18 protein-coding genes and 1 tRNA gene are annotated in these 21078 nt (G+C 67.7%); 12 read left to right on the top strand and 7 right to left on the bottom strand.

The annotated features are described in order from the left end of the window. Window positions 1–7: 7 nt before the first annotated feature. The 4 genes from IC40_RS0122845 (at window position 8) to IC40_RS0122830 (ending at window position 3628) form a co-directional block, all read left to right on the top strand. A complete protein-coding gene (locus IC40_RS0122845; RefSeq protein WP_030136991.1) occupies window positions 8–607 on the top strand; it encodes a TetR/AcrR family transcriptional regulator in 600 nt (199 codons plus the stop codon). After that, window positions 604–1974, top strand: a complete 1371-nt coding sequence (locus tag IC40_RS0122840) for an FAD-binding oxidoreductase (protein ID WP_030136990.1) — start codon at window positions 604–606, stop codon at window positions 1972–1974. The genes IC40_RS0122845 and IC40_RS0122840 overlap by 4 nt, the downstream gene beginning before the upstream one ends. 221 nt (window positions 1975–2195) lie before the next feature. Further along, the gene (locus IC40_RS0122835) at window positions 2196–2405 is read left to right on the top strand and encodes a type II toxin-antitoxin system RelB family anti-toxin (protein WP_030136989.1); all 210 of its coding nucleotides are present in this window, start codon (window positions 2196–2198) and stop codon (window positions 2403–2405) included. Then, window positions 2402–3628, top strand: coding sequence for a type II toxin-antitoxin system HipA family toxin (locus IC40_RS0122830; RefSeq protein ID WP_030136988.1), 1227 nt, complete (start codon window positions 2402–2404; stop codon window positions 3626–3628). Before IC40_RS0122835 ends, IC40_RS0122830 begins: the two co-directional genes overlap by 4 nt. 32 nt (window positions 3629–3660) lie before the next feature. On the opposite strand, the gene IC40_RS0122825 is transcribed toward IC40_RS0122830, so the two are convergent. Next, window positions 3661–3734 (bottom strand) — tRNA-Gly (locus IC40_RS0122825). A gap of 57 nt (window positions 3735–3791) precedes the next feature. On the opposite strand from IC40_RS0122825, the gene IC40_RS0122820 reads away from it, so the two are divergent. The 3 genes from IC40_RS0122820 to IC40_RS27920 all read left to right on the top strand — a co-directional run bounded on the left by IC40_RS0122820 (window position 3792) and on the right by IC40_RS27920 (window position 6650). After that, window positions 3792–4232, top strand: a complete 441-nt coding sequence (locus IC40_RS0122820; RefSeq protein ID WP_030136987.1) for a cupin domain-containing protein — start codon at window positions 3792–3794, stop codon at window positions 4230–4232. A gap of 23 nt (window positions 4233–4255) precedes the next feature. Then, window positions 4256–4825: a dCTP deaminase gene (gene dcd, locus IC40_RS0122815; RefSeq protein ID WP_030136986.1), complete on the top strand. Its 570-nt coding sequence runs from the start codon at window positions 4256–4258 to the stop codon at window positions 4823–4825. A 148-nt stretch (window positions 4826–4973) separates the two neighbouring features. After that, window positions 4974–6650 carry a DUF7159 family protein gene (locus tag IC40_RS27920; protein WP_030136985.1) on the top strand — a complete coding sequence of 559 codons (1677 nt, stop codon included), beginning with the start codon at window positions 4974–4976 and terminating at the stop codon, window positions 6648–6650. Between the two features lie 6 nt (window positions 6651–6656). Here IC40_RS27920 and IC40_RS0122805 read toward each other — a convergent pair whose 3' ends face one another. Next, window positions 6657–8117, bottom strand: a complete 1461-nt coding sequence (locus IC40_RS0122805; RefSeq protein ID WP_030136984.1) for an alpha/beta fold hydrolase — start codon at window positions 8115–8117, stop codon at window positions 6657–6659. A 127-nt stretch (window positions 8118–8244) separates the two neighbouring features. Continuing rightward, window positions 8245–8877 carry a TetR/AcrR family transcriptional regulator gene (locus tag IC40_RS0122800; RefSeq protein WP_030136983.1) on the bottom strand — a complete coding sequence of 211 codons (633 nt, stop codon included), beginning with the start codon at window positions 8875–8877 and terminating at the stop codon, window positions 8245–8247. 72 nt (window positions 8878–8949) lie between these two features. Between IC40_RS0122800 and IC40_RS0122795 the strand changes: the two genes are divergently transcribed. From IC40_RS0122795 to rfbA, 4 genes are read left to right on the top strand one after another with little or no spacing between them, the layout of a single operon-like run. Beyond that, on the top strand, window positions 8950–10263 hold the full coding sequence (locus IC40_RS0122795; protein ID WP_030136982.1) for a cytochrome P450: 1314 nt from the start codon (window positions 8950–8952) through the stop codon (window positions 10261–10263). Between the two features lie 2 nt (window positions 10264–10265). Next, window positions 10266–11003: a maleylpyruvate isomerase family mycothiol-dependent enzyme gene (locus IC40_RS0122790; protein WP_030136981.1), complete on the top strand. Its 738-nt coding sequence runs from the start codon at window positions 10266–10268 to the stop codon at window positions 11001–11003. Between the two features lie 10 nt (window positions 11004–11013). Next, window positions 11014–11364, top strand: a complete 351-nt coding sequence (locus IC40_RS0122785) for a nuclear transport factor 2 family protein (protein ID WP_019512863.1) — start codon at window positions 11014–11016, stop codon at window positions 11362–11364. Then, window positions 11365–12228: a glucose-1-phosphate thymidylyltransferase RfbA gene (rfbA, locus tag IC40_RS0122780; RefSeq protein WP_030136980.1), complete on the top strand. Its 864-nt coding sequence runs from the start codon at window positions 11365–11367 to the stop codon at window positions 12226–12228. Here rfbA and IC40_RS0122775 read toward each other — a convergent pair. Next, window positions 12182–13435 (bottom strand): YibE/F family protein, encoded by a 1254-nt coding sequence (locus IC40_RS0122775; RefSeq protein WP_030136979.1) that lies wholly within the window; start codon window positions 13433–13435, stop codon window positions 12182–12184. The two genes, rfbA and IC40_RS0122775, sit on opposite strands and share 47 nt — an antisense overlap. A gap of 26 nt (window positions 13436–13461) precedes the next feature. Beyond that, window positions 13462–14733, bottom strand: coding sequence for a pyridoxal phosphate-dependent aminotransferase (locus IC40_RS0122770; RefSeq protein WP_372493983.1), 1272 nt, complete (start codon window positions 14731–14733; stop codon window positions 13462–13464). A 136-nt stretch (window positions 14734–14869) separates the two neighbouring features. Between IC40_RS0122770 and IC40_RS0122765 the strand changes: the two genes are divergently transcribed. After that, a complete protein-coding gene (locus IC40_RS0122765; protein ID WP_234882662.1) occupies window positions 14870–15277 on the top strand; it encodes a hypothetical protein in 408 nt (135 codons plus the stop codon). A 61-nt stretch (window positions 15278–15338) separates the two neighbouring features. Here the strand turns inward: IC40_RS0122765 and IC40_RS0122760 are convergent, their stop codons facing one another. Continuing rightward, window positions 15339–18386, bottom strand: coding sequence for a (Fe-S)-binding protein (locus IC40_RS0122760; RefSeq protein WP_051644423.1), 3048 nt, complete (start codon window positions 18384–18386; stop codon window positions 15339–15341). Between the two features lie 213 nt (window positions 18387–18599). Further along, window positions 18600–21071 carry an isoniazid response ATPase/transcriptional regulator IniR gene (gene iniR / locus IC40_RS0122755; RefSeq protein WP_036470648.1) on the bottom strand — a complete coding sequence of 824 codons (2472 nt, stop codon included), beginning with the start codon at window positions 21069–21071 and terminating at the stop codon, window positions 18600–18602. Between the last annotated feature and the right edge of the window lie 7 nt (window positions 21072–21078).

Raw genomic sequence — 21078 nt, 5'->3', positions numbered from 1 at the left:
GTCGAAGGTGGAAGACAATGCCGGACCTGGCCGGCGTCCGGGTGGGCGTTCGGCCCGGGTTCGCCGGCAGATCATCGAGGTTGTCGTCGAACTCATTGCCCGAGACGGCGTCGGGGGCTTGAGCTACGAGCAGATCGCCGAGCGCGCCGGGGTCAACAAGACGACCGTGTACCGGAATTGGCCTGATCGAGCGACGCTGATCACCGACTCGCTGGTCAGCTTCGGCGACGATGTGGCGCCCCTATGCGATTCGGGTGACCTGGCCGCGGACCTCACGGATTTTCTTGAGGCGCTTGCCATTGCCACCGAAAGTCCGCGCGGGCGGGCGATACTGAACATCGTGACCGCAGCGCGGGACAACCCCGAGCTGCGGGCCGTCGTGGACGAGGTATTCGACCGTCGTGTGGAGATGGTGAAGGACCGGTTGCAGGCGTCGGTGGATCGCGGTGAACTACCCGCGGCCGACCTCGCGCTGCTCGCCGCCATGCTCTCAGGGCCCGTGCAACTGTTCGCCAGCCGTGGCGCCCGCCCATTCACCAGGAACGACGCCCGCCGGGTGACCGCGATCGTCCTTGCCGGAGTGCGTGCGACAGCCGGAACGCTATGAGCGAGAGGGGCACAGCCGCCGAGATCGTCGGCGCACTCATCGACATCGTCGGGCGCGCGCACGTCCTCACCGATCCCGAGACGATCGCCGGTTATCGGACCGATTGGACGGGGAGATTCCAGGGGCACACCGATGTCGTGGTACGGCCGGCCGACACCGCGGAAGTGGCCGCCGTCCTTGCCGTCTGCCAGGCGCGCGACGTGCCGGTGGTACCCCAGGGCGGTAACACCGGTCTGGTCGGTGGGTCGGTGCCGATGTGCGGCGAACTCGTGTTGAGCACGCGACGTCTCGACGAGATCGAGCATGTCGATCCTGTCGGCCGCACGCTGGCTGCGGGTGCCGGGGTGACCGTGGCGCGGGCCCAGCAGGCGGCCCGTGAGCTCGGCCTCGATCTCGGTGTGGACCTCGCCTCGCGCGATTCGGCCACCCTCGGCGGCATCGTGGGCACCAATGCCGGCGGGGTGCGCGTTATCAAGAACGGCGCCACCCGCGCTCAGCTGCTCGGTATCGAGGCGGTCCGCCCCGACGGGTGCGTCGTGACCCGATGGAAGGAGCTGACCAAGGACAACGTCGGCTATGACCTGCCCGGTCTGCTGGCCGGATCGGAGGGCACGCTCGCCGTCATCACCCGGGTGCTGATGCGGCTGGTGGTGCCCGCACCGCACACGGTGGTGGCGCTGGTGGCTGTGCCATCGGTGGACGCGGCGCTGGTGTTGTTGGACCGGGTGCAGCGCCGGGGCCTGCGGCTGGAGGCCGCGGAGTTCATGACCGCGGCGGGAGTCGATCTGGTGTGCAGGCACACCGGACTGCGCGCGCCGTTCGGTGACGACGCGCCGATCTATCTGCTGCTGGAGGTTCCGGGTGCGGGCGAGGCGGAGAACGCGTTATCGGCGCTGTTCACCGACACTGTTTTGGACGCCACGTTGGAGGCGGGCCCCGCGCGCAAGTTGTGGCAATACCGCGAGCGGCATACCGAGTCCATCTCGGCGGAATCACGCACGCCGGCAGTCAAATTGGATGTATCCGTGCCGCTGCGAGTCCTCGCGGACTTCTTCACCACGCTGGATTCCCGGCTGCGGGCCGAGCACCCCGACGTCCGCGCGATCTGTTTCGGGCATATCGCCGACGGCAATGTTCACGTCAACGTGCTGGACGTGCCGGCCGAAAAGCAGGACGCCATCACCGATTTCGTGTTGCGGCTGGTGGCTGACCACCAGGGCAGTATCAGCGCCGAACACGGTATCGGGCATGCGAAGGCGGCGTGGATAGAGCTGGGGCGCAGCGCGAACGATATCGACACGATGAAGCGGATCCGAGCCGCCTTCGATCCGGCGGGGATATTGAATCCGCATGTGTTGCCGCGGTGACCGGCCGCCGGGGAATGCGCGCCGCTTAAGCATGGTATATCAAGCATAATGGTGTTCTAGTGGTGGATTGCCACTAATCCGTAGCCCAATGCTTGAAATTGCATGCGTAAGGGTTGACAGCGGTGCGGGCGATAACCGACGATGGGCTTACGCGTGAAATTGGAAGCATAAGGAGTGCGATGGTGGGTCCCAGGCGGCGAAAGTCGCAACGCGATGACGCTATGCCTGAAATCGCACGCATGGGCGCCGCCTTCGCCGATCGGCGGATCGCACTGCGACTCACGCAACAAACGTTGGCCGATTTGGCCGGGGTGTCCCGCTCGACTGTTCAGTCACTTGAGCGCGGGAGCGGATCGGTCAGCTTCGGGTCTGTTGTCGACATTGCCGATGCGCTGGGGCTCCACGTCGATGTGAACGCGACGACGGAATGACCGACCCGCTGCCTCTCGACTTGCGCGAGATCGACTCGGCGGATGTCTATATCGGCGACAGCCTTGCCGCCCAATTGGTGCGACAAGGCGGGGACGGCATCAGCTTCGCTTACCTCGATGAGGGAGCCCTCGACGGTCGGGTCCGTGACCGGTCGGTTTCCTGGTCGCTGCTACGTTCCGGCGAGTACCCGGTGATCACCACCGGTGGGTCTGTTCCCGCGTTCTTCGCGGGGCTACTCCCCGAGGGCGTCCGGCTGGGTGTGGTGACCTCGTCGACCAAAACCTCTGCCGATGATCACCTCACCTTGCTGCTTGCCATCGGAGCCGACACGATCGGCAACGTCCAGGTGTTCCCCGCCGGGGCGGATCCGATCCGGCCCTTGCCCCTGTTCGACCCCCAGCGTGACACCGACTTCCGTGCCGTTTTCGCAAAGATGTCCGGTTCTGTGGAGGCTGACCCGGTGGGTCTGGCGGGTGTTCAACCCAAGGTCAGCGCCGGTATGTTGTCGACGCCCACGCAGACGGCGTCGGGGCCGGCGATCCTGAAGCTCAGTCCGGCGCAGTATCCGCTGATTGTCGAGAACGAGCACTTCTTCATGACGATGGCCGCGGAGTGCGGCCTGCGAGTCGCCAAGACCTCGGTGCTGCACGACGCCCAGGGGCAAAGCGCCTTGCTGATAACCCGATTCGATCGCGAAGGCTCCGTCCGGCTTGCCCAGGAGGATGCGTGCCAGGTCGCGAATGTCTACCCCGCCTCGAAGTACCGCATCAAAACCGAGGCCGCCATCACCGAACTCGCCGAGGCGTGTGCGCGCGGCGGCGGTTCCAGAGTGGCGGCAGTCGCCGAGTTGCTCAAAACCGTTGTCTTTTCCTGGCTTATCGGCAATGGCGATCTGCATGGCAAGAACCTCTCGATCTACAATCCGAACGGAATATGGCAACCGACTCCTGCCTACGACCTGCTGTGCACCCAGCCGTACGCGGGCTGGAAAGACCCGATGGCGCTCAATCTGTACGGCCGTGCCAATAAGCTGAACCGCGCCCATTTCATCGACGCGGGGGAGCGTCTCGGGCTGCGGCAACGCGCGGTCTCCAGGATGATCGACGCAGTCGTCGACGCCGCAGACCCGTGGCCGGAGCGATGCGAGCAGATCGGTTTCGGCGACCGGGAGACCGAGCGTCTCGCCGAGATGCTGCGGACGAGAATCGACAGCCTGAAGTAGTTTCTCGCTCCGGCGTTACTGCTCACCGTGTGTGGAGCCGATGACGGGAATCGAACCCGCGTATTCAGCTTGGGAAGCTGATGTTCTGCCATTGAACTACATCGGCCTGTTTGATCAGGAAGGCTAGCACCCAGGCCATACCGATTCACGAGCTGGGGGATCCATGAAACGCCTTGCCGCCGCTTCGGCCGCCGCGCTGAGCCTGAGCATCGCCGTCGCACCGGTCGCCGCGGCCACTCCGCCCGACGGTGATATCGAGCGGACCGAGCTGGCCACCGGGACCGGCGACCAGCCGGTGCAGATCCAGACGACGGGCCCGACCACCCTCTACGTCCAGGAACTCCTGTTGCACCCGCCGGCCAGCAGCGGTTGGCACACCCACCCCGGCGTCGAGCACACCGTCATCACCGGCGGGACCGTCACACTGCAGACCGCCGACCAGTGCGCCCCGACCCCGTACCTGGCCGGCCAGGCCATCGTCATCCCGGCCGGCGTCCCGCATGTCGTGCGCAACGACAGCCCGCACGATGCCAATGCCGTGGTCACCTACACGCTGCCCGCCGACCAACCCGTCCGCGCGGACGCGCCAGCCGCCTGCCCCTGACCCGCGGCGGTTAGGCTCACCGCGTGCTGCTCTCCGATCGCGATATCCGCGCCGAGATCGCCGCGGGCCGGCTGGCGCTGGACCCGCATGACGACGATCTGATCCAGCCCTCCAGCATCGACGTCCGCCTGGACAGTCTGTTCCGGGTGTTCAACAACACCCGCTACACCCACATCGACCCGGCGCTGCGCCAGGACGACCTGACCACGCTGGTGGAACCCAAGGAGGGCGAACCCTTCGTCCTGCACCCGGGCGAGTTCGTGCTCGGGGCGACCCTGGAGCGCTGCACCCTGCCCGATGACCTGGCCGGACGCCTGGAGGGTAAGTCCTCGCTGGGTCGCCTGGGTCTGCTGACCCACTCCACCGCCGGGTTCATCGACCCGGGCTTCACCGGGCACATCACCCTGGAGCTTTCCAACGTCGCGAACCTGCCCATCACGCTGTGGCCGGGCATGAAGATCGGCCAGCTGTGCCTGCTGCGGCTGACCAGCCCCGCCGAGCATCCGTACGGCAGCAGCAAGGCCGGTTCCAAGTACCAGGGACAGCGCGGACCGACGCCGTCGCGCTCGTATCTGAACTTCCCTCAGCGCTGAACCCGCGTAGGGTTTGTTTCATGCGCTAGCTAACGCCGCCGGATGTAACGACGGTGCTGCTCGTGGCGATGAACAACTAGTTGCCGGTTTGTGTCGACGTTTCGGTTGCGGCAAAACGCGCGATGTAGCAAACACTTTGGAGGGGTAAGTGGACATCGTACTCGGTGTGTCCCTGACACCTACGACAGTGCGGATGGTGCTGGTCGAAGGGGAGAAGGGCGACGGCGCGACCGTCGATCACGACGTATTCGACGTCAGCGCCGCGGCGGGCGCAGCAACGCCCAGCGCGGCCGAGCAGGTGGTCGAGGCCGTGCTCGGCACGCAGGAGAGCGCCGAAGCCGGCGGACATCATCTTAAATCGATCGGCGTCACCTGGACCGACCACACCGAGGCCGCCGTCCTGCGTGACGCATTGGCTGCGCGCGGACTCACCGACGTGATGCTGGTGTCCGAATTGCACGCCGCCGGCGCGCTGGCCCAGGCCGCCGGCCGCGCGGTCGGCTACGCCTCCACTGCGTTGCTGTTCCTCGACCGCGACACCGCCACGCTGTCGGTTGTCCGCGGTGACGACGGCTCGGTGGTCAAGGTGCTCAGCCGCAGCCTGCACAGCACCGACGCGATGGCCGTCCTCGGCGATATGGCCGCCGCGGTGGCGAGCCAGGACACCGCGCCCGAGGGCATGTTCGTGGTGGGCTCGGGCATCGACGTCGCCGCGGTCAAGGAACATCTGGCCGATCTGGTCGACATCCCGGTCAGCGCACCCGAGGAATCCGGACTCGCCCTGGCCCGCGGTGCCGCCCTGGCCTCGGCCGCCGCACCGATGTACGAGGCCTCGACGGTCGGGCTGGCGTACTCACTGGACCCCGACGGCCCGACCGCGGGTTCGGCGCTGCACACCGCCGACACCCAGCTGGCGGTCAGCGCGGTCCCCAATTACGCCGAGATCCCCGATGACCTGTCCGGACTGGATGCCGAGCTGCCCGCCGACGAGGAACGCAAACCGTTCCTGCTGATCGGCAGCGCCATGGCATCGATCTTCGTCGTCGGCGTGGTGGCCCTGGCCATCTCGCTGGCCGTGAGCATCCGCCCGACTGCCGACGAACGTCCCGCACCCGCACGGGCCGCGGTGGCGCCCAGCATGCAGGCCCCGGCGCCGGCACCAGAAGCGCTGCCGGTCCAGCCCGCCCCGCCGCCGGCGCCCGAGGTCGCCCAGACGATCAAGGCCCCGATCCCCGTGGTGCAGCAGGCGCCCGCGCCGCGCCAGGTCTACGTAGAGGCGCCCGCCCCGCAGGCTCCGGCCCCGGCACCCGCGCCTGCCGCCCCGCCGCCGGCCCCCGCGCCTGCCGCCCCGGCCCCGGCGCCCGCACCCGCGTTCATCCCGCCGGTGGTGCTGCCGCCGCCGGTGATCGTGCTGCCGCGCCCGCAGTGGCCGGTATGGACGCCGCCGTGGGAACAGCAGCCGCAGCGTCCCGACTACTACGACGATGACGACTCCGGCTGGCCGGATTGGACACCGCCGCAGCAGACCCAGCCGCAACCCCAACCGACGCGTCCCCAGCCGCAACCCCAGCAGCCGCAGCCACCACAGTGGCCGCAGCTCCCGCAGTGGCCCGGCGGCGGAAACGGTGGCTCGCCCAGTGCCGGCCCGAGTGGGGCTGGCCCCGGCTCGGGCGGACCGCGTGGTGAATCCGGTTACGGCCGAGGTGATTCGGGCCGCGGCGATTCTGGTCGCGGTAGTTCAGGTCCGGGCAGCCAGTCCGGCCCGGGTGGGCCCGGCGGCCCGGCCGCACCGGGGAGCAACTGCTTCCTGATCTTCTGCAGCTGAGCCCGGTCAGTCGGTCACGGGTTGGACTTGGATCGGCGGAATGGCGTCCAGGCAGTCCAGTGGTCCGGTCGACCCGGAGCGCACGAAGCGGTCGATGATGTCGGCGACGCACCCGCTGGGCTCGCTGTCGGGGGTGTGTCCGACATTGGGCACCGTCACGAACGTCGAATGCGGGAACTGACGGGCGGTCAGCAGGCCGTTGGCATCGGGCGTAACGGCGTCCAGGTCGCCGGACAGCACCAGCACCGGCACGTCCGGCAGTGGAGTGTGGACCTGGTCGGGACGCTTCTGATGTGCCGCCGCCGGCCATTTGATGCAGATGTCCCCGCCGTCATGCTGCGCCTCGGCGAAGCCCTGAGCGCTGAACGAGCCGAGATCACCGGCCCCCTGCACGGCGCTCTCGAACTGGTTCTCCCGTTCCGCCGCATCGGATTTCGTGGACCACAGCGGTAGATAGTCGTTGCACGAGATGGCGATGTACAGGTCGTCACCCACCGGGGTATAGCCGGGCACGCCGAGCTCGGCGATCAGATCGCGCAGAGCTTGATCGTCACCATTGACGTAACGGTGCAGTGCCGCAGGTAATTCGCCCAGCACCGTCGTCTCGTCGGGATCGGCGCCCACCCCGCTGGTGGCTCCCTCGAAGACGAGGTTGGCGAACTCGCCCTCGGTCACCAAGGCGTCGTCGACGGTGATCGGGGACTCGCGCAGTGCGGCGGTCACCATCCGTAGATCGGCCACCGCGACGTTGCCGTCGCAGGCGCCGCTGCGATCGCAGATCCGGTGCAACGCCAGGTCGACCGCCTCGGCGTTGGGCCGCTGCAGCGGGTCGAAGTGCAGCGGATAGGCACCCGCCAGGACGATGGATTGCACGTGATCGGGATGGCGCTGGGCGTACACCGTCATCAGATAGGTGCCATAGGAGGCGCCGTAGGCGATCACCTTGTCGATGCCGAGATGATCGCGCACGGCATCGAAATCATCGGCGGTGGCCGCGGACGTGTAGGCGCCGGCGCGAGGGCCGAGATGGTCGGCGCACTGGGCGACGGCGTCGCGCTGGTCGGACCGGGTGCCGATCGCGAAGGCGAAACCGTCGACCGCGCAGTCCATCGGCGAGGATTCACCGATCCCGCGCGGATCGATCAACAGCACGTCGTAATCCTCGAGGACACCCGGGGTCAGCGCGGCGACATCGGGACCCCACGCGATCACCGGGACGCCGGGGCCGCCCGGGTTGGGCATGATCGTGCCCGCCGGTTCGGGATTGTCACCGCTGTGGCGTACGAGGGCATAGCCGACGTCGATGGTGCCCAGTTCGGGTGCGCCGTCGAGCAGGGGGCGCTGGATGACCCCGCACTCGGTGACATGGTGCAGGATGCTCGGGCACCAGTCCGGAGTGCTCGACACCGCGGCGGTCGAGACCGGCGGGGCGGCTACCGGGATGGCCTGTCCACACCCCGCCACCATGACCGCAGCCCCCAGCGCGGCGATCCAGTGAATGGCGCGCCGCGACCGTCGTGGTGTCCTGGGCCGGGGTCCGTGGGATATGAGCGTTCCGCCTCCTGCGCGAGTGGTCGAACCGCCACGATAGTCGTCAGAGCTGTTGTTGGCCGGTGACGCCGTTGCGCAACATCCCGTCGAAGCCCTGCCAGAGCAACATGAACACCAACTCGACGACGCGCTCGCGCGGTACGTCGCGGTTCTCATACCACCAGGTGGCGACCCCATCGCAGGCAGATTGGGTGGCCCGAGCCAGGATCCACGCCGAATCGTCGACTGTGATGCCGCGCACGGATGTGGTCTCCCCGGCGCCGAGACGGATCAGATCGGCGATGGCGGCGGTCCCGCGGCCGATGATCTCCTCGACCACCTTGGCGGTCTCGGAGTCGGCGGGCGGGTCGCGGTGCAGGAATCGCCACATGAACGGATCGGCCTCGACGAACTCGAAGTAGTTGGAGATGCTGGCGCGCACCATCTCTTCCGGGGTGGCGCCCTCGACGCGGCGCAGTGAATGCTCCCGCAGCTGGGTGGCGTGCTCCTCGATGACGGCGAGATGTAGTTCGCGCTTGGACCCGAAGTGGTCGTAGAGAACGGAAGGAACCACCCCGGCCAGGCTGGCGATGTCCTGCATCTTGGCCTCGGCGAAGCCATGCTCGGCGAAGGTCTCGACGGCCGCGTCGAGGATGCGCGCACGTCGCTGTGCTGCTGGTATCCGGATCCTTGCCACACCGAATTGTAATTCGGTAGGCTGCGAATACAGTACCGAACCGCGATTCGGTTAGGGGTGATGATGGCGACAATGCGTGAACGTATCCACTGGATGGCCATGCACGGATTCGTCCGTGGGATCTCGACCCTGTTCGCCCGCCGGGGCGATCCGCAGGGCCGGTTGATCGCCGATCCCGCAATCCGTGCCGACCCGGTCCCGTTCACCGAGGAACTGCGTGCGCAGGGACCGCTGGTCAAGGGTCGGGTGGTGTACCTGTCGGTCGACCACAAGGTCTGCAGCGATGTCCTGCGCTCGGAGGACTTCCGCGTCCTGGCGCTCGGGTCGAATCTGCCCGGGCCACTGCAATGGGTCATCGACCGCACCAAACCCGATGTGCTGCACCCACTCCAGCCGCCGTCGATGCTCTCGGTCGAGGCGCCGCAGCACACCCGCTACCGCAAGCTGGTGTCCTCGGTGTTCACCACCCGGGCTGTGGCGGCGCTGCGAGATCGGGTGCAGGACACCGCCAACCGGCTGCTGGATGACCTCACGGCCGAGACCGGCACAGTCGACATCGTGGCGCGGTATTGCGGGCAGTTGCCGGTGACCGTCATCGGTGACATCCTCGGCGTCCCCGAGCACGACCGGGCCCGCGTCCTGGAATTCGGTGAGCACGGCGCAGCCAGCCTGGACATCGGCCTGACCTGGCCGCAGTACCAAGAGGTCAGCGCGGCGGTCCAGGGTTTCAACGATTGGCTGGTCGGGCATCTGCGGCAGTTGCGCCGCAACCCCGGTGACGATCTGATGAGCCAGATCATCACCGCCTCCGAGGCATCCGAGGACGGTCCGCTGACCGAACAGGAACTGGTGGCCACCGCCGGTCTGGTGCTCGCCGCCGGGTTCGAGACCACCGTCAATCTGCTGGGCAACGGCATCAGACTGCTGCTGCAACACCCCGAACACCTGCACACACTCGCCGAACGGCCCGAGCTGTGGCCGATCGCCGTCGAGGAGATCCTGCGCCTGGAATCCCCGGTGCAGCTCTCGGCGCGCATCGCCACCAAGGACCTGGACCTGGCAGGTACCCGCGTGCGCGCCGGGGAAGGGGTGCTGGTCTACATCGCCGGCGCCAACCGTGACCCGAACGTCTTCGACGACCCGCACCGCTTCGACATCGAGCGGTCGAATGCCGGGAAGCATCTGTCGTTCTCCGGCGGCAGGCACTTCTGCCTGGGTGCCGCGCTGGCCAGGGCGGAGGGTGAGGTCGGGCTGCGGACATTCTTCGAGCGCTTCCCCCACGCCGCGCTCGCCGGGGCCGGAACGCGTCGCGAAACCCGGGTGCTGCGCGGCTGGGCCACCCTGCCAATCGCCCTCGGCGACACCCGCGCCGCGCTACCGTCGTAAGCATGGACTTCCGAGCCGCCCTGCTCGAACAAACCAGAGACTTCGGCGAACTGATCCGCGATGCGGACCCGGCGACGCCGGTACCGACCTGCGGTGAGTGGACGCTCAAACAGCTGTTCCGTCATGTCGGTCGCGGAAACCGTTGGTGCACACAGATCATCACCGATCGGCGCACCGAGGCGCTGGACCCACGCGAGGTCCGCAACGGCAAACCGCCCGAGGACTTGGACGCGGCCATCGACTGGCTCAACGAGGGTGCTCAGGGGTTGGTCGACGCCGTCGAGCAGGCCGGGTCGAACATCAAAGTGTGGACCTTCGGCGGCCCGCACATTCCCGGCTGGTGGATCCGCCGCCGCGTGCACGAGCAGACCGTGCACCGTGCCGACGCGTTGCTGGCGCTCGGACGCGAGTTCGACCTACCCCCGGATCTGGCAGCCGACGGCGTCAGCGAATGGCTGGACCTGTCTGTCGCCCAGTACAAGCCGATCGCGCGGGGTCAGTCGTTGCACCTGCACGCCACCGATGACGGCCTCGGGCCGACCGGGGAGTGGAGCGTCGTGCACGACGAGGAGGGGCTGTCCTGGACGTATGCGCACGGCAAGAGCGACGTCGCCGTGCGTGGGCGGGCGGTCGATCTGCTGCTGGCCATCACCCGCAGGCGCACCGCGGCCGAGGCCGGTGTCGAGGTCCTGGGGGACGCGGAGGTATGGGACGCGTGGTTGGCGGGCACGCCGTTCTAAGGTTGAGCCCATGAGCACCTCGGAGATCGCGACCGTCCTGGCATGGCATGACGCCCTCAACGCCCGTGACTACGACACGCTGGTGAAGCTGTCCAGCGACGATATCGAGATCGCGACCGCCGACCGCGCCGCCCAAGGACACCAGGCCTTGCTGGACTGGGCGCAGGAGGACGTCACGGCCGAGGTGGGCAGGCTCTATGTGCACGACGGGGTCGTCGTCGCCGAACAGACCGTCAACGGGGCCCCCGCCGCCTCGGCGTTCCGGGTGGTGCACGACCAGGTCACCTCGTTGTTCCTGCACGAGAGTCTCGACGCGGCGCTGGCGGCCACCGGCCTCACCGAAAAAGACCTCGACGCCTAGATGCGCGGCATCATCCTGGCCGGGGGGACCGGGACACGTCTACACCCCATCACCCGGGGCACCAGCAAGCAGCTGCTGCCCGTGTACGACAAGCCGATGATCTACTACCCGCTGAGCACCTTGATGATGGCGGGTATCCGGGACATCCTGATCATCACCACCGGCCACGACGCACCGGGCTTTCACCGGCTGCTCGGCGACGGCTCGCAGTGGGGCATCAATCTGACCTACGCGGTACAGGACACACCGGAAGGCCTCGCGCAGGCCTTCGTGATCGGTGCCGACCATATCGGCAGTGATTCGGTGGCATTGGTATTGGGCGACAACATCTTCTACGGACCCGGGCTGGGAACGGGATTGCGCCGATTCCAGAATGTCAGCGGCGGAGCCATTTTCGCGTACTGGGTGGCCAACCCGTCGGCCTACGGGGTGGTCGAGTTCGATGCCGACGGCCGGGCGATATCCCTGGAGGAGAAACCCGACAAGCCGAAATCGCATCACGCGGTTCCCGGGTTGTACTTCTACGACAACGATGTCGTCGAGATCGCCCGTGGGCTGCGCAAATCCGCGCGCGGCGAGTACGAGATCACCGATATCAACCAGACCTACCTGCGCCAGGGCCGACTCTCGGTCGAGGTACTGGCCCGCGGCACCGCGTGGCTGGATACCGGGACCTTCGATTCCCTGCTGGACGCAAGCGATTTCGTGCGGACCATCGAACAACGCCAGGGGCTGAAGATCAGTGCTCCCGAAGAGGTGGCCTGGCGGGTGGGCTTCATCGACGACGAGCAACTTGCCGCCCACGCCCAGACCCTGCTCAAGTCGGGTTACGGGAACTATCTTTTGGAGCTGCTGCAGCGTTAGGCGTCGCCAGTACCGCTGCGATGGCCGTCGTCAACGGAACCGAAAGGGCAAGGGCGATACCGCCGACGGCCGAGCGGGCGATCTCGATGGCCACGCTCTCCCCGGTCAGGACATCGCCGAGCGAGCGATTGGCCACGCTGAACAACAGCAGCAGCGGTAACGCGCTGCCCGCGTAGGCGAGCACCAGCGTGTAGACCGTACTGGCGATGTGGTCGCGGCCGACCCGCATGGCGCCGAAGAACACCGCCCGCCGCGAATGACTGTGCTGTGCCAGCTCGAAGGCCGTCGAGGCCTGGGTGACGGTGACATCGTTGAGGACGCCGAGGGAACCGATGATGAAACCGGCCAGCAGCAGGCCGGTGATCGACACCCCGCCGAGGAACGTCGCGACCGCGTTGTTCTCCTCCTCCGAAAGCCCGGTGAGGTGGGTGAGTTCGATGGCACCCCAGGACAGCGCCGTGGCCAACAGCAACGATGTCAACGTGCCCAGCAGTGCCGCGCTGGTACGCAGGCTCACCCCGTGCGCGAGGTAGAGCACGGCATAGAGGATCAGTGACGACGCCACCAGCGCCACCGGAATGGCATTCGCCCCGTCGCGCAGCGCGGGCAGCATGAACAGCACCAGCACCGCGAAGGCGACGGCGATACCGATCAGGGCGCGCAGGCCACGCCAGCCGGCGACGGCCACGACGACGATGGCGAAGGCCGCCGCCAGTGCGGTGAGCGTCCAGCTGCGCTCGTAGTCGTAGAACGAGTAGATGGTGGTGCCGCTCGGGTCGACCGCGCGGGTGATGCGGATATCGTCACCGATGACGAGCTGCGGTTGTCCCGGCCCGCCGCTGAACTCCAGCAGTGTGTAGGCGCCCTCGTTGGGGCCGGAACCGATCCGGATGAACGACTGGGTGCAATACGTGTCACCCGTGCTGGGCGGCGGTGCGGAGGTGATGACCGCACCGACCGTCGGCCCACCGCAGGCTGCCTCCGAGACCGACACCACCCGGCCCGCCTCGGTGCTGACACCGCCGCCCGCGGAGTTCTGGAACGGCAGTGGGATGTCCAGCTTCTCCTGACTGGGCCACAGCCAGCCCACCCCGATCAGGGTGGCGATGGCGATCGCGACCAGCAGACCGACGACGATCCGTGCGGCCAGCGGGCCCAACGGCGAGGGGCCGCTCAGCGAATGCGAGTGTGAATGGGAGTGGGCCACCCGCAACAGCGTAGGCGGTGTGCCTGCTACTGCCGGTAGCTGACCAGGAAGTTGCCGAGCCGCTCGATGGCGTTGGCCAGATCCCGCGCCCACGGCAGCGTCACGATACGCAGATGATCCGGTGTGGGCCAGTTGAATCCGGTGCCCTGGGTGACCAGGATCTTCTCCTGCAACAGCAGGTCGAGCACCAGTTGCTCGTCATCGTGGATGTCGTAGACCTCGGGGTCCAGCCGCGGGAATGCGTACAGCGCACCCTGGGGTTTCACACAGGACACTCCGGGAATCGAATTCAGCTTCTCGACCGCGACATCGCGCTGCTCGAGCAGTCGGCCGCCGGGCAGCACCAGATCGTCGATGCTCTGATGGCCGCCAAGGGCAACCTGAATGGCGTGCTGGGCAGGCACATTGGGGCACAGCCGCATATTGGCCAGCAGGTTGATGCCCTCGATGAAGCTGCTCGCGTGCTCTTTGGGGCCGGTGATCACCAGCCAGCCCGACCGGTAGCCGGCCACTCGGTAGGCCTTGGAGAGCCCGTTGAAGGTGAGGCACAACAGATCCGGCGCCAGGGTGGCCAGGCTGATGTGCTTGGCGTCGTCGTAGAGGATCTTGTCGTAGATCTCGTCGGCCAGCAGCAGCAGCTGATGCTTGCGGGCGAGTTCGACCATCTGCTCCAGGATTTCGCGGCTGTACACCGCACCGGTCGGGTTGTTCGGGTTGATCACCACCAGCGCCTTGGTCCGCTCGGTGATCTTGGATTCCAGGTCGGCGATATCGGGGTTCCAGCCCTGGGTCTCGTCACACAGGTAGTGCACCGGGGTGCCGCCGGCCAACGCGGTCGAGGCGGTCCACAGCGGGTAGTCCGGCGCCGGGATGAGCACCTGGTCACCATTATCGAGCAACGCCTGCAACGTCATCGTGATGAGCTCGGAGACACCGTTGCCGAGGAAGACATCGTCGACGTCGAACTTGGGAAAGCCGTCGACCAGTTCGTAGCGGGTGAAGACCGCGCGGCGGGCCGGGATGATGCCCTTGGAATCCGAATAGCCCTGCGCGGTGGGCAGGGCGGCGATGATGTCGCGCATGATCACATCGGGGGCCTCGAACCCGAACGGGGCGGGGTTGCCGATGTTGAGCTTGAGGATGCGGTGGCCCTCGGACTCCAGCCGGGAGGCCTGCTCGTGTACCGGCCCGCGGATCTCGTACAGGACGTCCTGCAGCTTGGTCGACTGGGCGAACGTCCGCGGACGCGGCTGCGGGCTCTGATGCCACGTTCGGTCGGGAAGCTGATGGGTACTCACGAGAAATAGTGTCCCACGCGTTGACAACCCGATTTTCGTGCCGCATAACGGTTTGACTGTCACGACGGTAAATTCGCGGCCGCGCGACGCCGTTTTCCGCCGTTACGGTGCTATTTTCCGATCCATTATGACGTCGATGACACGTTCGCTGACTGCGGCAGTGGGAATTGCTGCGGCAGCAGCCCTGGCCCTGGCTGCGCCCGCCCAGGCCGCACCGCCATTGCTCAATGGCTCCTATTCAGGCGCCGAGGGCGACCCGGACAACGTCTGGGTGGTGGCCAGCACCTGCGATCCTTCCGGGTGCACCGGCACGGTATCGAGCAACCAGGGCTGGTCGACACCCATGACATTGGTCGGCGGCATCTGGAATTTCTCGGTCACCAAACCCGACGGATTCATCTGCCCGGACGGAAGTTATGCCCCGGCAATAGTCCATATGACCGTCGATCCGGTGACGCTCGGTGGCGTGCTGTCAGCCGATTCGAACGGCGAATGTCCCGGCGGCATCATCAGCGCCACGCCATTCCAATTGAAAGCGCTCTGAAACGACTGTGGAGCGGCACCCGTAATGGTTACGGTCGCCGCTCCACAAATCGCGGAACTGTTTAGCGCTTACCCGGTCGACGCGCTCCCTTGGCGATACCCAGACCCTTCACCGGGGGCTCGTCACCCACGACGCGGGCGTCATCGCCGGATCCGTTGGAGCTCGGCGCCGCCGGGGCGGCCTCGGCCTCGGCCGGTTCAGGGGCCGCTGCGGTTTCAGGGACATCAGCAGCTTCCGGAGCCTCGGCCGGTTCGGGTGCGGCGGCAGGCTTGGGCGCGGCGGCCTTCTTCGCCCCGGGACGACGGGCGCCGGCGGCGATACCCAATCCGACGACGGGCGGCTCGGGCTTGGACTCCTTCAGCCCCATATCCGAATCGGCGGTGTCCTGCTTGGCACCTGCCTCGGCCTTGTCCGGATCGACATTGGGCGGCTGGGTCACCGTCGGCTCACCCTCATTGGGTGCGGCCTTGGCCGGTGCTGCCTTCTTGGCCCCCGGACGGCGGGCGCCGGAGGCGATCCCCAGTCCCTTGACCTCGGGTTCGGGCTTCGCGGGCTCGGCCGGTGCCGACTCGGCCGGGGCCGCGGCGGGTGCCGCTGCCGCGGGTGCGGCTTTCTTCGCGCCCGGACGCTTGGCGCCACCGGCGATGCCCAGACCCTTGACCGGAGCGGCCGTCTCGGCGGCGGGTGCGGCCTCGGCCGCGGGCGCCGATGCTGCCTTCTTGGCGCCGGGGCGCTTTGCGGCACCGGCGATTCCGAGGCCCTTGACGGGGGCGGCGGCGGCCGGAGCCGCGGCTTTCGCGGGAGCGGCCGTCTCCTCGGCGACCGGCTCCTCTTCGGCGGCCTCTTCGACCGCGGGCGCGGCGGCGGCCTCGGCCTCGGCACGCTTCTCGGCGAGCTCGGCCGACCACTTGGCCGCCGTGCCCTTCTCGGGCAGCGTGTAGAGGCTGGTCTCCAGCGAGGCCAGCAGCAGCTGCGCCACGTCGAGCACCTCTGCCTTCTCCCGGTCGGACGCGGTGGCCACCTCGTCGACACCGTCGGTGATCATGACGCGGCAGAACGGGCAGCCGGTGGCGATCGCCGAGGCGCCGGTGTCCAGCGCCTCCTCGGTGCGTTCCTGGTTGACGCGCTTGCCGATGTGCTCTTCCATCCACATCCGGGCGCCACCGGCACCACAGCACAGGCCGCGGTCGGCGTGCCGGGGCATCTCGGTCAGCTTCGCGCCTGCCGCACCGACCAGCTCACGCGGCGCCTCGTACTCCTTGTTGTGGCGACCGAGGAAGCAGGGGTCGTGGTAGGTGACGTCCTGGCCGACCGGGTTGATCGGGATGAGCCGCTTCTCGCGGACCAGGCGGTTGAGCAGCTGGGTGTGGTGCACGACCTGGTAGTCGGATCCGAGCTGCGGGTATTCGCGGTTGATCGTGTTGTAGCAGTGCGGGCAGGTCACCACGACCTTGCGCTTGGCGGTCTCGACACCCTCGAACAGCTCGTTGATGGTCTCGACGTTCTGCGCCGCCAGCTGCTGGAACAGGAACTCGTTACCCGCGCGGCGGGCCGAGTCGCCGGTGCAGGTCTCGCCGGTGCCGAGGACCAGGAACTTCACACCCGCGGTGGCCAGCAGTTCGGCGACGGCCTTGGTGGTCTTCTTGGCGCGGTCCTCGTAGGCGCCGGCGCAGCCGACCCAGAACAGGTACTCGAACCCGTCGAAGGACTCCACGTCCTGGCCGTAGACCGGCACGTCGAAGTCGACCTCGTCGATCCAGTTGGTGCGGTCCTTGGCGTTCTGGCCCCAGGGGTTGCCCTTGTTCTCCAGGTTCTTGAACAGCACACCGAGCTCACCGGGGAACTCGGATTCGACCATCACCTGGTAGCGGCGCATGTCGACGATGTGGTCGATGTGCTCGATGTCGACCGGGCACTGCTCCACGCAGGCACCGCAGTTGGTGCAGGACCACAGCACGTCGGGATCGATGACGCCGCCCTGCTCGGCGGTGCCGACCAGCGGGCGCAGCGCCTGCTCGGGGCCGGAACCCTCGATGCGTGCGAAGCCGTCCTCGGGCACACCGTGTCCGTGCAGGCTGTCGCCGAGCTCGGCGAAGTCGACCGAGCCCTCCTCGGGCATGGGCTTGCCCTCGATCAGGTAGGGCGCCTTGGCGAACATGTGGTCGCGCAGGTTCATGATGACGAGCTTGGGCGACAGCGGCTTGCCGGTGTTCCAGGCCGGGCATTGCGATTGGCAACGTCCGCACTCGGTACAGGTGGTGAAGTCGAGGTAGCCCTTCCAGGTGAAGTCCTCGATCTTGCCGCGGCCGAACACCGCGTCCTCGGCGGGATCGTCGAAGTCGATCTTCTCGCCCTTGTGCTCCATCGGCAGCAGGGGGCCCAGCCCGTCCGGCAGCCGCTTGAAGGTGACGTTGATGGGTGCCAGGCCGATGTGCAGGTGCTTGGAGTGCAGCACGATCAGCAGGAACACCAGCATGACGCCGATGTGGCCCATGAGCGCCAGCGTCTCGATCCACATGTTCGCGGTCGCACCCAGCGGGGCCAGCAGCCAGGCCACACCGTCGGAGAGGAACGCGCCGCTCTGGTAGGGGAACTCGTCGCCGAGCACGTTCACCGCGGCACCGCGGAACAACGCGTAGGTCGCGATGACCAGGAAGATCATGAACAGGATCTCCCAGGCGCCACCGGTGTGCGAACCGTAGAACCGGGATTCGCGGCCGATCTTCTTGGGCTCGCGGGCGATGCGGATGATCGCGAAGGTGACGATGCCCAGGAAGACCATGAGGGCGAAGAAGTCCTGCAGGAAGCCCAGCACGGCCCAGCGACCGACGAACGGGATGTGGAACTCCGGGTCGAACAGGACGCCGTAGGCCTCCAGATACACCGTGGCCAGGACGAAGAAGCCCCACATCGTGAAGAAATGCGCGATGCCCGGGATGGACCACTTCAGCAGCTTCGACTGCGCGAAGACTTCCTTGTTCTGGTTCAGGAAGCGGCGGACGAGATCGTCCTTGCGGCCGCGCTCGTCACCGAGTTTCTGGCCCGAGCTGATCAGCTTGGTGAGCCACAGGACGCGCTTTGCAGCAAACACCAACACGACGGCGGTCATCAGCAGTCCGAGGATCAATCTGCTGATTTCGAGAGTGTGCTGCACGGCGTGCCTCCCAGTGATTTCAGTTACTAGCCGGTAACTTGAGCGCGGTTACTCACGGGTAACTTAGGCTAGTTGCCTGCTCATAGTTACATCACCGAAGTTGGCACCGCTAGCAAGGCTGTCCTAACTAGTCGGTTGGCTACCTTGCGAGCGCTCCGGCGCGACCGCTCAGGCGGGCGTACCGAGTAGCGCGCGCAGCATCGACAGCATCTCCGAACGGGACTCCGCGCCGAGCCGGCGACGGATGCGGGCGACGTGATGCTCGACGGTTTTGGCCGAGATGAACAACTGGCTGCCGATATCGCGGTAGGGCATACCGAGCAGAAGGAGTTCGGCGACCTCGCGCTCGCGGTCGGACAGTGTCGAGGACGCCGCCGGCCGGGCCGGCGTGGGAGTCGACGTCGTGGCCGGGTCGGCGCCCGCTTCCGGGCGCTCTGTCCTGTGGGGAAGATCACCGTCGGATCCGTCCGGGTCCGTCATGGTGATCTTGAGATCGCGGGCCAGTTGCAGCATCACCCCCGAGATCCGTGGATCCGGGGTCTGCAGTGCCGCCTGACTCGCCAGCCGCGTCGCGTCCCAGGTGAGTCCGAACTGCGCCAGGCCGTTGGCGGCCGCGGTGACCTCGTCGACATCGACCTGATTGGCCAGCACCCGAAGCCAGGTCCGGCCCGCCGTTGCGAGTGCTCGGGCGAAAGTGCTGTGCGGCGCCGCCGCAGTCAGCGCGTGCCCGTGTGGGGCGACGGCGTCGGGGGAGTTGGACAGGATGCCGGCATGCACGCCGGCCCAGTGCAACGGCACCGACCACAGCACCGGTTTGCCGAGGCGCTCCAGCAGGTCGAAGGCGGTATCGATGTGATGCTGCACCTGGTCGACAAGGCGTAGCCGGGCGGCCGCCACCCACAGCTCGCCGAGCGGCAGCAGAGAGTAGAGGTCCAGCGAGTACTCCGAGAGCACCTCCATGGCCGCATACCAATGCTTATGCAACCCGCCACTGTCACCGTTGCGGCGCGCGATCGCGGTGCGCAACGCCGCCGCCCAGAGCGCATCGCGGCGATGCAACGTCACACCGTCGGTCGCAGCGACCTCGGCGGTGGCCCCGGCCAGCCGGCCGTCCAGCATCCGCGACCATCCCCACAGCAGCCGGTGCCGCTGGGCGGTGAAGGGTTCGGGATGTGCGCGCGTCGCCCGGCCGATGATGCTGCGGGCACGCACCGCGTCGCCACCGTGCAGTGCGGCGAGGGTGACCAGAGCGGACGGGCTGTCCGGGATGACGACCGATATCGGATGGTCGGCCGTGACCGCCTGGCTCAACGTCGCGATCGCGGTCGGGAACGGCGCCGTCAGCGACTCGAGCAGGCCCTCGGCCAGCCGGCGTGATGCCCGCGCGGTCGAGGTCGGCGGTCCGGCATCCGGTATCTCCAGGGCGGCGCGCGCCGCCGCGGTGTCGCCGGTACCGATCGCCACCACCGCCGCCGCTGATGCGATGACGGCGTCGGGGTAGGGGCCCAGCCAGGCGAACACATCGGCAGCCTGTGCGGCAGCACCGTCGTGGACCGCGACACTTGCCGCGACCCGGACCGCGGCGGCGCGCTGAGCCGGATCCGTAGCGGAGAGCATCTCGTCGGCCAACCGCGCCGCGGCCGCGCAGTCCCCGGTCAGCGCGAGCGCGTCGGCGAGCTCGGCACTGAGCTCGGTTGACCCGGCGTCGGCGGCCGCGCGGTACAGCCGGGCCGCCTGCGCCGGTTGGTCGCGGTGGCCTGCGGCCAGGTCGGCCAGCGCCGCGGCCAGCTGCGGATCGCGCAGCCCGTGCTCGGCCATGGCGAGGGCCAGATCGACTGTCAGGGTGGACATCTGAATCTGGGTGCGCAGCAGAGACAGTTCGAGGTCGTGATGGCGGGCGGCTCCGACGACCTCGGCGGCCGCGCGGTGCACGGTTCTGACAAAACCGCGCTGCCTGCCTGCGGCGAGCAAGCCGCCGGCATGCGCCCCGTCGACGAGCTGCCGGGCGGGGTCGATGTCCAGGCCCAGTGCCGCGGCGATATCGTCGGCTCCCAGGCCGGACACCAGCGAGCACAGCAACACGGTGTCCAGGACCGGTTGGGGCATCTGGCGTAGCCGCTCCACCAGGGCGAAGCGGGCCGAATCGGCCGGCGCGCGGTGCGGTGCGGACACCGCGGCGTGCACCAGGAACGGCAGGCCGGCGGTCGCGGTATGCACAGCCGCGACGAACTCGGGGTCGGGGGAGCCGCCGTTCTTCTCGGCCGCGGCGCGGTGGATCTCGGCCCCCGTCCACGGTCCGAGCGAGACCGCCGGTCCCTCTCTGGTGAGGGCAATGGTCAAGGCGCGCAGGGCATCCCGGTGCGCCGAGGGTTCACACGCCACCACGACGGTGCGGTCGGTGTCGGCCGCGAGCTCGGTCAACACGGCCAACTGGTCGTCGTCGAGAAGGTGCGCATCGTCGATGACCAGGGCTGCGGAAACGGCTTCCCCGGCTTGCGGGACCCGGCTCAGCACCGGCACCCCGGCGCTGCGCAGCGCGGCGCGCACCGTGCCGAGCAACGTCGTCTTGCCGGTACCGATCCCGCCGGTGACCAGCACCCGGACCGGATCGGCCGGTGCCTGCAGCAGCGCCGGGATCACGGTCGGA

Origin of the sequence: Mycolicibacterium neoaurum ATCC 25795 (genome assembly GCF_000691525.1) — a bacterium.
Classification (GTDB): Bacteria; Actinomycetota; Actinomycetes; order Mycobacteriales; family Mycobacteriaceae; genus Mycobacterium; species Mycobacterium neoaurum.
Note: the sequence above shows the minus strand (reverse complement) of the source record. Positions and strands in the feature narration are given on the sequence as shown.